We start from the raw sequence: 13808 nt of genomic DNA, 5'->3' as shown, positions 1-13808 counted from the left end.
TTTTGATCCAGTTCGCGGCGCAAAACCGCCGAACATCCGCCCATTTAAGCAGCAAGCCACGCCTCAGGCCAGCCTAATGGTCCCATGACGGCAAGATGACGTTTTTCCCGTTTGCGGACCAATGTCAGTTTGGTTACAAGTTGGTAGCCCGAGCATATGATATAAAAAGCTCGTCCGGGGAGGTCCCACCGAACTCCCCGCCAGTGGATTGAAACCATTTCGCGTGGTGGCGCGACCGGATTTGGGGGGATTTCAGCATGTTGAGCTTTCGCAGCATGATCCTGACGGCGACCGCGCTCGCCGGACTTCAGGGCACCGCCTTTGCACAGACCACCGATCAGCAGACCGCGCCGACGCAGACCGCGACCGGCAGCGACAGCGCCGACAACAATGGCGACATCGTCGTCACCGGCTTTCGCCAGAGCCTTCGCAACGCCATCAACGTCAAGCGCGAGGCCAACGCCGTCGTCGACGTGATCACCGCCGAGGACGTGGGCAAGTTCCCCGACCGCAACGTCGCGGAATCGCTGTCGCACATCCCGGGCGTCAGCATCGACCGCCGCTTCGGCGAGGGCGAGAAGGTCGCGATCCTGGGCACCGACCCGGCGCTGAACCGCATGCTGCTCGACGGCCATGCGCTCGCCTCGGCCGACTGGGGCGGCAACGACAACGATCCGTCCAGCCGTACCTTCAACTATTCGCTGCTCGCCCCCGAACTCGTCGACCGCCTCGAGGTCTACAAGTCGCCGGAACCGCGCATCGAGGAAGGCAGCCTCGGCGGCACGGTCATCGTGCGCACCCGTCGTCCGCTCGACCTGAAGCCCAACGCGATCTTCGCCTCGGGCGGCTATACCTATAACGACCGCTCCGAGAAGGGGAATATCCGCGGATCGGGCCTGTACAGCTGGCACAACGAGGCCGACAATTTCGGCTTCCTGGTCGCCGCGACCTATGACAAGCAGGCGCTGACCCGCGCCGGCGTCGAGTTCTTCGGCTATCAGAGCGGCGCGGACTTCTTCCAGAAGAATGCCGACGGCTCGGTTCGTCGTGACGCATCGGGCCAGGGCATCCTGCTGAACCCGAACGCCACCGTCACCGGCGGCACCAAGAACGACCTGATCAACGCGGTCGCGCCGTTCGGCATCAACTATGCCTATTTCCAGCAGACCCGCGAGCGCGCCAGCGTGTCGGGCACCGTGCAGTATCGCCCGGCCCCGAACCTGACGCTGACCTTGAACGGGCTGCACATCGACGGCAACTACAACAATTACAGCCAGTCGATGTACACGATCCCGGTCGCCTGGACCGGCAGCGTGCTGCAGACCGCCAATGTCGCCAACGGCGTCGTCAACTCGGCCAGCTTCGCCGCCGCGCCGAACCAGTCGGCCCAGCTCGACACGCTGGTCCGCAAGACCAAGCTGAAGACCGACAACCTCAACTTCTTCGCCGACTGGGAAGGCGATGACGGCGCGAAGATCAGTTTCGCGGGCGGCTGGTCGAAGGCGACCGGCGGGCGCAATCCCGAATATCTGTTCAACGTGCAGACCAAGCTGCCGTTCAACTATGCCTTCACGCCGACCTCGGCGACGGTAAACTTCACCGGCGACCTGACCAACCCGGCGAATTACTTCACCAACCCGAACAACAACCCCGCGCAGATCGAGGGCCGCCCGGTCCTGGTCAATGGTCAGCAGCTGAACGGCGCGCAGATCGGCGGTCTGGACTACAGCGTCACCACCGACCGCGACATCTATGGCGGCTATGACGCGACCATCCCGGTCGAGTTCGGTCCGTTCAAGCAGATCCTGCTGGGCAGCCGCGTGACCGACCACGTCAACCGCGTCGATGGTCGTGGCATCAACACCTACAAGACCAGCTCGCAGACCGCCAACCAGCTGGGCGTGACGACGCTCGTGACGCCGGGCGGCGTGTTCGACGGCAGCGGCGGCATGGGCAATGCGACCCAGTATCTGAACCTGCCCGAGCAGGCGGTGATCGACATCCTGGCGAACTCGATCAACAGCCCGCTGGTCAACAAGGTCGGCGCGTCGACCAAGGTGCGCGAGACGGTCATCGCCTCGTACATCCAGGCCAATTTCGATGAAGGCGGCCTGCGCGGCAATATCGGCGGCCGTCTGGTCTATACCCGCGACAAGTCCAACTATGCGCTGACGCTGGCCAACACCGTCGCGCCGGTGCCGGTCCCGACCAGCACCTCGACCGACTATCTGAAATTCCTGCCGAGCGTGAACATCGCCTATTCGATCACGCCCGAGTTCATCGTGCGTGGCTCGGTCGCGCAGGTGATCTCGCGTCCGCGCTATCAGGATCTGGCGGCCGCGACCTCGCTCAACGACGTCACCCTCGATGGCGGCGGCGGCAACCCGAACCTGAAGCCGTATGAGTCGACCAACTACGAACTGACGGCGGAATGGTATCCGCGCGCCGGCTCGCTGATCGCGGTCGAACTCTTCCGCCGCGACATCTCGAACTACATCATCAACACGCGCACCAACGCGGTGTTCTTCAACTCGCTGCAGAACCGCCTGACGACCTACAACGTCAACCAGCCGATCAATGGCGGCAAGGCGAAGGTCAACGGCGCGCTGATCTCGGGCCAGACCGAAATCTGGGGCGGCTTCGGCATCCAGGCGAACTATTCGTACCAGGACAGCTCGACCTCGTCGGTCGACTCGAGCGGTGCGGAGCTGAACCTGCCGTACCTGTCGAAGCACACCGTCAACGTGATCCCCTATTTCGAAAGCGGGATCTTCCAGGCGCGCCTGAGCTACAACTACCGTTCGAGCTATTTCCGCACGATCGGTCGCCTGAATTCGCGTGAAATGGTGGCGCCGTACAGCCAGCTCGACTTCTCGGCGGGTGTGAACCTGACCAAGGAGATCACGCTGACCGTCAACGCGCAGAACCTGCTCGACGAGACCTATTACCAGTATAACGCGACCCGCGACCGTCCGACCGCCTTCTACAAGAACGGCCGGACCTATGCGGCATCGGTGGCGGTGCGCTTCTAAGCACCTCCTGCCTTCTTAAGCCCCTCCCGCAAGCGGGAGGGGTTTGGGGAGGGCATGGAGTCTCACAGAGCCTGTCGCCTGCGGCCTGCCCTCCCCCATCCCCTCCCGCTTGCGGGAGGGGCGTGAGACACACTTAGCGTAGTCTATCGAAAAGCCCGTCGGTCCTACGGATCGGCGGGCTTTTCCTGTCCGGTGACTTCAAGGAGTCACCGAAATGCTGCGCCGCTGTCACCGATCTGCGACGAAGGCGTCACAGATGACAGGCATGATAATCCCAACGCCAAGCGTGGGGAACGCCGATGCCGATGACCAGCATTCCGATGGATGGCTCGCTGCACGAAGACGCCGCCATTCTCGACTTCATTCCTCGCGCGCCGGTGACGCCCGAACCGGAAGGCAATGAACGGCGTCGCTATCGCACCATCTGGATTTCGGACGTCCATCTCGGCACGCGCGGCTGCAATGCCGAGATGCTGATCGACTTTCTGGACCATGTCGACAGTGATACCATGTATCTGGTCGGCGACATGATCGACGGCTGGCGGCTGAAGAAGAAATTCTATTGGCCCGCCGCGCATAATGACGTGGTCTGGCGGCTGCTGAAGCGCGCCAAGCGCGGCACCCGCGTCGTCTATATTCCCGGCAATCACGACGAGATCTTCCGCCAGTTCACCGGCATGGACTTCGGCGGCATCGCCATCTGTCGCAAGGCGATCCACGAGACGGCGGACGGCCGCCGCCTGCTGGTCCTGCACGGCGACGAGTTCGACGCGATCACGCTGGCGCATCGCTGGCTCGCCCATGTCGGCGACTTCGCCTACACCGCGCTGATGGAGGTCAACCGCTGGGTGAACATCGTCCGGCGGTGGATGAAGCGCCCCTATTGGTCGCTGTCCAAGCACGCCAAGGCCAAGGTGAAGAACGCCGTCGCCTTCATCTCGCATTTCGAGGAGGTGGTCGCCCATGCCGCGGGCGCACGTGGCGTCGACGGGGTGGTGTGCGGCCATATCCACACAGCCGAAATCCGCGACATCAACGGCGTCACCTATTATAATGACGGCGACTGGGTGGAAGGTTGCACCGCGTTGGTCGAGCATTTCGACGGCACGATGGAAATCCTGCACTGGGGCGACGAGATGGAAGCGCGGCGGCAGCGGCCCGTCGTCGCCGCCATCGCCGCCTGACCAAGGGGCCGAACGGATGCGGATCGCGATCGTCACCGATGCCTGGGCGCCGCAGGTCAATGGCGTCGTCCGCACCCTGCAATCGGTGACCGCCGAACTGCGCACGATGGGGCATGAGCTGTGCATCATCGCGCCCGATCGCTACGCCTCGATCCCCTGCCCCACCTATCCCGAAATCCGGCTGGCGCTGCCCGGCCCGGGCAAGGTTGGGCGGACGCTCGCCGCCTTCCGGCCCGACGCGGTGCATATCGCGACCGAAGGACCGCTGGGCCTGCTCGCGCGGCGCTGGTGCCTGGCGCAGGCGCTGCCCTTCACCACCGCCTATCACACCCAGTTCCCCGACTATGTCGCCGCCCGTATCCGCGCGGTCAGCCCCGAATTCGTGTGGCGCTATGTCCGCTGGTTCCATGCCCCCTCGGTCGCCATCCTGGCCTCGACGCCCAGCGTCGCCGCCACGCTCGCCGCGCATGACCTGCCGCAGAGCCGCCACTGGGGACGCGGCGTCGACACCGCACTGTTCCGCGCCGACGGCCCGCGCGATGCCTTCGTCACCGGCCTGCCCGGCCCGGTGCAGCTCTATGCCGGTCGCGTCGCGGTCGAAAAGAACATCGCCGCCTTCCTCGCCACCGATACACCGGGCAGCAAGGTCGTCGTCGGCGACGGCCCCGCACGCGCGAACCTGGCCGCCGAATATCCCGACGTGCATTTCCTGGGCGCGAAGTTCGGCGAGGACCTGGCCGCCCTCTACCGCGCGGCGGATGTCTTCGTCTTCCCCAGCCGCACCGACACCTTCGGGCTGGTCATGATCGAAGCGCTGGCCTGCGGCACCCCGGTCGCCGCGCTGCCCGTCCAGGGGCCGGTCGACGTCCTCAGCCCCGAGGTCGGGGTGATGGACGAGTCCCTCGGCAAGGCCATCGCGCAGGCGCTGACGCTGGATCGCGAAACCTGCGCGACCTATGGCCAGGGCTTTTCCTGGCGGGCCAGCGCCGAGCAATTCCTGGCCGCGCTTGCCCCGATCGATCGGGGCTTGAAAGCGGCGGCCTGACGGAGGGGGCTTTCCCGCACGACATGCCTTGAGGCTTCGCGGTTCGCCGCGGTCCCCCTCTCCGTGCCGGCGGATCGCTGAAAAGCTTCTCACACTATCGCGGCGCAGGCCGGGGTCCAGTTGGGCAAACGCTGATAAGCGATGAGTAGCGTTCCGTATCTCGACCCCGGCCTTTGTCGGGGTCGAGCGTGAAGAGCAGGAAACGCCAAACTCGCAACGACCCCGCGCCGCAAAAGGATCGTATGTCACTCCAATCCATCATAAACCCCGTTTAACGGGTTGAACGCGCCATGCCTCGCATGTCATGCTGAGGCTCGCGCGATTCGTGATGCCTTGCCGTCACGCCTCGCTGATCTGCCGGTCGTGCCGCCCCGTCGCCATGGCCACTCCAACCGCTGCACCCGAAAGGTCCCCGATTGGACATCGTCACGCTCAGCCTGTTCCTTCTGTTCGCCGTCGTCCTGAGCGGCATCATCTCGCGGGTGCTGCCCTCCGCCCTGCCCCGACCTTTGGTCCAGATCGCGCTGGGCGCGGTGATCGGCGGGATCGCGCAGATCAGGGTCGAGCTGGACCCGGAAATCTTCTTCCTGCTGTTCGTGCCGCCGCTGTTGTTCCTCGACGGCTGGCGCATCCCGAAGGACGAGTTGTTCCGCGACGCGGGCGCGGTGCTGGGGCTGGCGCTGGGGCTGGTGTTCCTGACGGTGCTGGGCATGGGGCTGTTCATCCACTGGATGATTCCGGCCGTGCCCTATGCGGTCGCCTTCGCGCTGGCCGCCGTGGTCTCGCCCACCGATCCGATCGCGGTATCCGCCATCGCGCAGAAGGCGCCGATCCCGAAGCGGATGATGCATATCCTGGAGGGGGAGTCGCTGCTCAACGACGCCTCGGGCCTCGTCTGCCTGCGTTTCGCGGTCGCGGCGGCGCTGACGGGCGCGTTTTCGCTGACCTCCGCCTCGCTCACCTTCCTGTGGATGGCGGTGTCCGGAGTCGGGCTGGGCGTCGCCATCGCCTGGGGCACGATCAACGCCAAGAACATCTTCGCGCGCCGTTTCGGCGACGATAGCGGGTCGAACATCCTGGTCAGCCTGCTGATCCCCTTCGCCGCCTATCTGGTCGCCGAGCATGTCGAAAGCTCGGGCGTGCTGGCGGCGGCGGCGGCGGGCATCGCCATGTCGTTCACCAACGTCTCGTCGGGTGCCAAGGCCGCGACCCGTATCCGCCGGCAGGCGGTGTGGGACATGCTGCAATTCACGCTGAACGGCATCATCTTCGTCCTGCTCGGCGAACAGTTGCCGCAGGTGTTCGCCGGCGCGCGCGACACGGTGATGCTGACCGGGCATGACAGCGTCTGGTGGCTGGGCCTGTATGTCATCGCGATCGTCGCCGGGCTGGCGGCGCTGCGCTTCGCCTGGACCTGGGTCGCGCTGCGCCTGACCCTGTTCCGGCAGCGCAACGATCCGCAGCGGACCAGCCCTCCCCGCCGGGTCATCACGGCGATGTCGGTCGCGGGCGCACGCGGTGCGATCACGCTGGCGGGTGCGCTGACCCTGCCGCTGACGCTGAACGACGGCACCCCCTTTCCGGCGCGCGATCTGGTCATCTTCCTGGCGTGCGGGGTCATCCTGTTCTCGCTGGTCATCGCCAGCCTGACGCTGCCGCTGCTGCTGCGCGGGCTGGCGCTGCCACTCGAGGATGCGAACAACGAGCTGGACCGCACCCGCGTCGCCGCCGCCAAGGCCGCCATCGCCGAGCTGGAGCGGTTGCAGCACGAAATGGCCGAGGGCCGCGACGATGCCGACCAATATGTCGAGATCGCCTCGCGCCTGATGGACGGCTATCGCAGCCGCATCGACACGCTGGAGGGCGATACCGATCCCGACGAGGCGCGGCGCATGGAAGCACTGGAACGCAAGATGCGGCTGGCCGCGATCCGGGCCGAGCGGCGGGTGGTGTTCGACCTTCTGAACGCCCGCGTCATCGGTTCCGAGACCGCCGGCAAGCTGGGCCGCGAACTGGATCTGCTCGACACGCGCCTGTCCGCGCAGGTGTGATACCCGTCGTTCCGCATCAGGGCGCTTGCACGACGCGCGGAATTATCGTGTCTTTCGCGTGGGGTTACTGGATGGGGAGGGCACGATATGCAGACCGAGGGTCATGGGGCCGGGGCGGCACGCTGCCTGAATTGCGGGGCCGATCTGGTCGGCGATTATTGCCACGTCTGTGGCCAGTCGACGCATATCCACCGCACGCTGGGCGCGTGGTGGCATGATTTCAGCCATGGCGTGCTGCATATCGAGGGGCAGGTCTGGCGGACCATCGCCTTCCTCTTCACCCGCCCCGGCGAGCTGACCCGGCGCTATATCGCGGGCGAGCGGCGGCGCTTCCTGTCGCCGCTCGCGCTGTATCTGTTCAGCGTCTTCCTGCTCTACATCGCCTATTCGACGCTGGGTGGCTTCGCGACGCTGAGCGCCCCCGGCACCGAACAGGCCGTCACCGAATTACGGGCCGAGGTGACCAAGACGGAAGGCCGCATCGCCGCGCTCGACCGGCAGCGTGCCGCGATGCTGGCCGCGCGGCAGGATGTGACCGCGATCGACCGGCAACGCGCCCGTCTGGCCGAGCGGCAACATGATCTGGAGGTCACCAGCATGGCACTGGGCGGCGACCTGACCGAGGCATCGGCGGACGGCGAAAGCCATGGCGCGCAGCGGATCACCGGCTGGCAATCGCTTGACGAGAAGATCGTCCATGCCATCCGCGATCCCGAGCTGCTGATCTTCAAGATGGAGGCCAATGGCTATAAATTCTCCTGGGCGCTGATCCTGATCTCGATGCCGTTCATGGGCCTGCTCTTCGCCTGGAAGCGCGGGGTGGCGATCTTCGACCATGCCGTCTTCGTCACCTATTCGCTCAGCTTCATCTGCCTGTTGATGGTCGCGATGATCCTGTGGACGCGGGCGGCGCATCTGCCCGGCGTCGGCCTGCTCATGCTCGCCTTTCCCGCGCATCTGTTCCAGCAGGTGCGCGGCGCCTATCGGCTGGGCCGCCCCGCCGCGCTGGTCATGACGCTGGCGATTTTGATGATGGCGATGCTCGTCCTGTCGCTCTGGATCATTGCGCTGCTGGCGTTGGGCATGGCGCATTGAGCCGCCAATCCATTGCAATGCGGCCGGGCTAAATCCGACGCGCGAAAAGGGTGGACGCCCCCGATCCACCTCGCCATGATACCAAAACATATCATGAGAATACCGGCGAGCGACAAGCCGGTGGATTTGGGGGTCTGGGGTGGCGAGGAAGAGCCTGACACGACGGGGAAATTTTCCGTTCGCCGCCGCTCGCCCCGGCTCCGGCGATATGCATCGGCATCTGTCCACCGCCCTGGACCCGCGTCGCGACGCGACCGTCGGGGCGCCGTTTTCGGGGAAAATCGTCTTGAAACATCGCCTCGGCCTGATCCTGGCCGCGCTTGCCCTGCCCTTCCCTGCGCTGGCCGCGCCCAAGACGGTGGCGACGCTCGACCGCTGGCAGGTGCGGATCGACCCGAAGGACGCGTCCGCCGCCAGCGCGCATCCGAAAGCGGCGAACTGGCTGAGCGCCACCGTGCCGGGCAGCGTGCAGCAGGACCTGATCGCCGCCAATATCGTGCCCGATCCCTATAAGGGCGCGAACGAGGCCCCGATCCAATGGGCGGGCCTGACCGGCTGGCAATATCGCACCAACTTGGACGTAACGCCGGAGATGCTGCGCCGCGATCACCTCGACCTGGTGTTCGACGGGCTGGACACCTTCGCGACCGTGACGGTCAACGGCCAGCCCCTGTTGTCGGCGGACAATGCCCATCGCCGCTGGCGGGCGGACGCCAAGCCGCTGCTGAAGGCGGGCGCGAACGAGATCGTCGTCACCTTCGCCTCGCCGATCAAGACGCTCCAGCCGATGGTGCTGGCCGAGAAGCATCCGCTGCCCGGCGAATATGACTCGCCTTACGGCGACGAGCCCAAGGGCGTTCAGACCTCGCCCTATATCCGCAAGCCGAAATACCAATATGGCTGGGACTGGGCGCCGCGCATCGTCAATGTCGGCATCTGGCGCCCCGCGCGGTTGGAGGCGTGGGACGCCGCGCGCATCGACAATCTCCGCATCGAGCAGGAGGCGCTGACCGATGCCGAGGCGCGCATCCTCGCGCGCGCTTCGGTCGTCGCCGACCGTGCGCAGACGGGGCGGATGGACGTGACCGTCACCGGCCCCGACGGCAAGCGTATCCGTGTCCGCCGCGAGGTCGCGCTACAAGCGGGCCAGAACGACGTGGTCGTCCCCGTCGCGATCACCAGGCCGCAACGCTGGCAGCCGATCGGCTTCGGCGCGCATCCGCTCTACACGGTCAACGCCGCGCTGGCCGGGGCCGATGCGGTCGAAAAGCGCACCGGCCTGCGCACCGTCGAACTGGTGCGGAAGGACGGCAGCTTCGGGCTGAAGATCAACGGCAACGTCATCTTCGCCAAGGGCACCAACGTCATCCCGTTCGACGCCTTCCCGTCGCGCGTATCGCCCGCGACCGAGCGCCAGCTGCTGGAAAAGGCGGCGGCCGCCAACATGAACATCGTCCGCATCTGGGGCGGCGGCTATTATCCCGAGCACAGCTTCTACGACGCCGCCGACGAGCTGGGCCTGATGGTCTGGCAGGACTTCATGTTCGGCGGCGCGGTCACGCCCCCTGACGCCAAGTTCCGCGAAAATGTCCGTATCGAGGCCGAGGAACAGGTCGCGCGCCTGCAATCGCATCCCTCGCTGGTCATCTGGGCGGGGAATAACGAGGTGCTGTCGGGCTGGGAAAACTGGTCGGATCGCAAGGCGTTCAAGAAGGCGGTCGGCCCGGACGAGCAGGAGCGGATCGGCACCGGCATGGCCGTGCTGTTCGACCGCGTGCTGCGCGAGGCGGTGACGAAGAATTCGCCCGGCATCCCCTATTGGCCCGGCTCGCCCTCGACCGATTATGAGGGGCCGACCGACACCGACAAGGATGGCGACCGCCATTTCTGGGACGTCTGGTCGGGCTCCAAGCCGATCAAGAATTACACCCTGAGCTGCCCGCGCTTCATGTCGGAATATGGCTTCCAGGCCTTTCCCGACCTGTCGACTATCGCGACCTTCGCCGATCCGGCGGACTTCCGCATCGACAGCCCGGTGATGAAGGCGCACCAGAAGTTCCTGGCCGGTGAAGGCAATGACCGGATCACCTTCTACCTGAAGCAGAATCTGCGTGACCCGCGCGACTTCGCCGATCTGGTCTATCTGAGCCAGGCGATGCAGGCCCGCGCCATCGGCCTCGCTGCGCGTCACCACCGCGCCTGCCGCCCGGTGACGCTCGGTTCGCTCTATTGGCAGCTCAACGACAGCTGGCCCGCGATCAGCTGGTCGAGCATCGACTGGACCGGGCATGACAAGATGCTCCAGCACGAGGTTCGCCGTTTCTTCGCCCCCCAGACCATCGTCGCGGAGACCAAGCCCGGCGCCACACGGATCGCCCTCGTGTCCGACGCCACCACGCCCAAGCCGCTCGGCTGGCGCGTCACCGGATACGGCATGGGCGGCCGCAAGCTGGGTTCGCAATCGGGCAGCGTGACGATGGCCGCCGCCTCGGCCAGCGATGTCGCGACGATCCCCGACGCGACGCTGTTCGCAGGCGCGGCGCCGGAGAGCAGCTACGGCGTCGCCGAACTGTTCGACGGCGACAAGGTCATCGCCCGGCAGATCATCGAGCGGAAGGTGCCGCGCGACATGCTCTACCCTGCGCCGGGCATCACCGCGCGCTGGGCGGGCAAGCAGTTGACGCTGACCGCGCGCAACCTGGCGCGGCAGGTGCAGGTCAATTTTGGCACGACCGCCGCCGAACCCTCCGATGACGGCTTTGACCTGTTGCCCGGCGAGAGCATCACGCTCACCATTCAAAGCGACGCTGACGCCGCCACTCTGGCGCGCGAGCTGAAAATCTACACCCTCGGTCCGAAGGACGCCCAGTGATCCCCTTCCTCCTCCTCGCCGCCGCCGGTCAGGCCGCCACCCCCGCCCTTCCCCCCGAAGCGCAGAAGCTGACCATCGCGCAAAAGGCGGCACAGCTGGTCAACGAGGCACCGGCCGAGCCCGCGCTGAACCTGCCCGCCTATGACTGGTGGAGCGAGGGGCTGCACGGCATCGCGCGCAACGGGCCCTCGACCGTCTTCCCGCAGGCGATGGGCATGGCCGCGACCTGGGACACCGCGCTGATCCAGAAGGTCGGCGATGTCGTCGCTACCGAGGCGCGCGCGAAGTTCAATGCGCAGCCGCTGAACGCCGATCGCGGCCTGTATCAGGGCCTAACCATCTGGTCGCCCAACATCAACATCTTCCGCGATCCGCGCTGGGGCCGCGGCCAGGAAACCTATGGCGAGGACCCCTTCCTCACCAGCCGCATCGGCATCGCCTTCGTGCGTGGTCTGCAAGGCCCGGACCTGAAGCACCCCAAGGTCATCGCGACCGTCAAGCATATGGCGGTGCATTCTGGTCCCGAGGGCGGGCGGGACAGCTTCGACGTGATGGTGTCCCCGCGCGATCTGGAGGCGACCTATCTTCCCGCCTTCCGCGCGACGGTGACCGAGGGCAAGGCGCTGTCGCTGATGTGCGCCTATAACGCGATCCACGGCACGCCGGTCTGCGCCAACCCGATGCTGCTGACCCAGCGACTGCGTACCGACTGGGGTTTCAGCGGCCTCGTCGTGTCGGACTGCGATGCGGTCGGCAATATCTGGATGTTCCACCATGCCCAGCCCGACGCGCCCGCCGCAGCGGCGGCGGCGTTGCGCGCGGGCACCGACCTGAATTGCGGCAACGCCTATCGCTCGCTGTCTCAGGCGGTGGAGCGCGGCCTGATTACCGAGGGCGAGATCGACACCGCACTCGCCCGTGCGCTGGCGGTGCGGCGGATGCTGACTGTCGACAGCCCCTGGAACCGGATCAAGGCGAGCGAGGTCGGCACCCCTGCCCACCGCGCGCTGGCGCTGGAGACGGCACGCAAGGGCATCATCCTGCTCGACAATCCGAACGACCTGCTGCCGCTCAAGGGCAAGAAACTGGCGGTGTTCGGTGCGGATGCCGATGATCTGGGCGTACTGGAGGGCAATTATCACGGCACCGCGATCAACCCCGTCACCCCGCTGGATGGAATCCGCGCCAAGTTCGGCCGCGATGTCCGCTATGCACAAGGCTCGGTGCTGGCCGAAGGCGCGTTCGTCGGCGTGCCCGAGACCGCGCTGGCGGCGAACGGCAAGCCCGGCCTGACGGTCGAGACGATGGGCGCGAACGGCCAGTGGACCGCCGCCGGGCAGGATCGCCGCATCGACTTCAACTATACCAAGACCGCGCCCTTCCAGCGGCGCTGGACCGGCACGCTGACCCCGCCGGGGCCGGGCCAGTACAAGCTCCGCCTCGACGGCCCCGCCTGCTGGCACGCCTGCCCCGCGCATGACGCGGTGAAGCTCTATATCGACGACCAGCTGGTCGTGGACGACGTGATCGGCGGCAAGAAGCTGGAAACCATCATTGACGGTTCGGCCCCGCGCCGCATCCGCGTCGAGATCGATCACAAGGGCGGCGACGAAGGCCTACGTCTGCAATGGCTGCCGCCCGCCGAGGCGCTGACCGCCGAGGCGTTGAAGGTCGCGGGCACCGCCGATGTGCTGATCGCCGTCGTCGGCCTGTCGCCCGACCTGGAGGGCGAGGCGCTCGGCGTCTCGGTTCCCGGCTTCGCGGGCGGCGACCGCACCGAGGTCGTCCTGCCCGAGCCGCAGCGCAAGCTGCTCGCGGCGCTCCAGGCGACCGGCAAGCCCGTGGTCGCGGTCGTCATGTCGGGCTCGGCGGTGTCGCTGGGCGACTTCAAGCCCGCCGCCACGCTGGCGGCCTTTTATCCGGGCACCGAGGGCGGCACCGCGCTGGCCGAGATCCTGGCCGGAGACGTGAACCCGTCGGGCCGCTTGCCCGTCACCATCTACAGCTCGACCGCCGACCTGCCCGCCTTCGCCGATTACGGCATGAAGGAGCGCACCTATCGCTACTTCACCGGCAAGCCCGCCTGGGGCTTCGGGCACGGCCTGAGCTACACGAAGTTCGACTATGGCCAGCCGACCGTCACCGCCAGCGTCGCGGCGGGCCAACCGGTCGATGTCGCGGTGCAACTGCGCAATATCGGCCAGCGTGCGGGCGAAGAGGTGGCGCAGGCCTATCTGGTCCCGCCCGCCACCGACGAGAAGCTGGTGCTGACCGACCCCGTGCTGCAACGCCAGCTGGTCGGCTTCACCCGTGTCGCATTGAAGCCCGGTCAGGCGGGCACGGCGCGCTTCACCATCGATCCGCGTATGATGAGCCAGGTCTGGCGCGACGGCACCCGCCGCATCCTGCCGGGCACGTACAAGCTCTATATCGGTGGCGGCCAGCCGGGTGACGGGGCGGGCCAATGGACCCAGTTCACCGTGACCGGCCAGGCGCAGGACCTGCCCAAGTGACGCCCAACCGTCGCGA

The 13808-nt window shown here is 66.4% G+C and carries 7 protein-coding genes; all 7 read left to right on the top strand.

Annotated features, from left to right (window positions below):
- The first annotated feature begins 257 nt into the window (after positions 1 to 257).
- The 7 genes from ACQHGV_RS04810 (at position 258) to ACQHGV_RS04780 (ending at position 13792) form a co-directional block, all read left to right on the top strand.
- Entirely contained in the window at positions 258 to 3032 is a 2775-nt protein-coding gene (locus tag ACQHGV_RS04810; RefSeq protein ID WP_240455885.1) for a TonB-dependent receptor, read from the top strand.
- Positions 3033 to 3331: 299 nt separating this feature from the next.
- Positions 3332 to 4216: a UDP-2,3-diacylglucosamine diphosphatase gene (locus ACQHGV_RS04805; RefSeq protein WP_440979643.1), complete on the top strand. Its 885-nt coding sequence runs from the start codon at positions 3332 to 3334 to the stop codon at positions 4214 to 4216.
- Between the two features lie 16 nt (positions 4217 to 4232).
- Positions 4233 to 5261 carry a glycosyltransferase family 4 protein gene (locus tag ACQHGV_RS04800; protein WP_440979642.1) on the top strand — a complete coding sequence of 343 codons (1029 nt, stop codon included), beginning with the start codon at positions 4233 to 4235 and terminating at the stop codon, positions 5259 to 5261.
- A gap of 416 nt (positions 5262 to 5677) precedes the next feature.
- Positions 5678 to 7312, top strand: coding sequence for a Na+/H+ antiporter (locus tag ACQHGV_RS04795; RefSeq protein ID WP_440979641.1), 1635 nt, complete (start codon positions 5678 to 5680; stop codon positions 7310 to 7312).
- A gap of 87 nt (positions 7313 to 7399) precedes the next feature.
- Positions 7400 to 8407, top strand: a complete 1008-nt coding sequence (locus ACQHGV_RS04790; RefSeq protein WP_440979640.1) for a DUF3667 domain-containing protein — start codon at positions 7400 to 7402, stop codon at positions 8405 to 8407.
- Positions 8408 to 8693: 286 nt separating this feature from the next.
- Positions 8694 to 11279 (top strand): beta-mannosidase, encoded by a 2586-nt coding sequence (locus ACQHGV_RS04785; protein ID WP_440979639.1) that lies wholly within the window; start codon positions 8694 to 8696, stop codon positions 11277 to 11279.
- Entirely contained in the window at positions 11276 to 13792 is a 2517-nt protein-coding gene (locus tag ACQHGV_RS04780) for a glycoside hydrolase family 3 C-terminal domain-containing protein (RefSeq protein ID WP_440979638.1), read from the top strand. The genes ACQHGV_RS04785 and ACQHGV_RS04780 overlap by 4 nt, the downstream gene beginning before the upstream one ends.
- Positions 13793 to 13808: the final 16 nt, after the last annotated feature.

It is taken from the genome of Sphingomonas pseudosanguinis, assembly GCF_052056765.1.
In the GTDB taxonomy this organism is placed as follows: Bacteria; Pseudomonadota; Alphaproteobacteria; order Sphingomonadales; family Sphingomonadaceae; genus Sphingomonas; species Sphingomonas pseudosanguinis.
The sequence above is the reverse complement of the archived record's forward strand: the minus strand, read 5'-3'. Positions and strand labels throughout refer to the sequence as shown.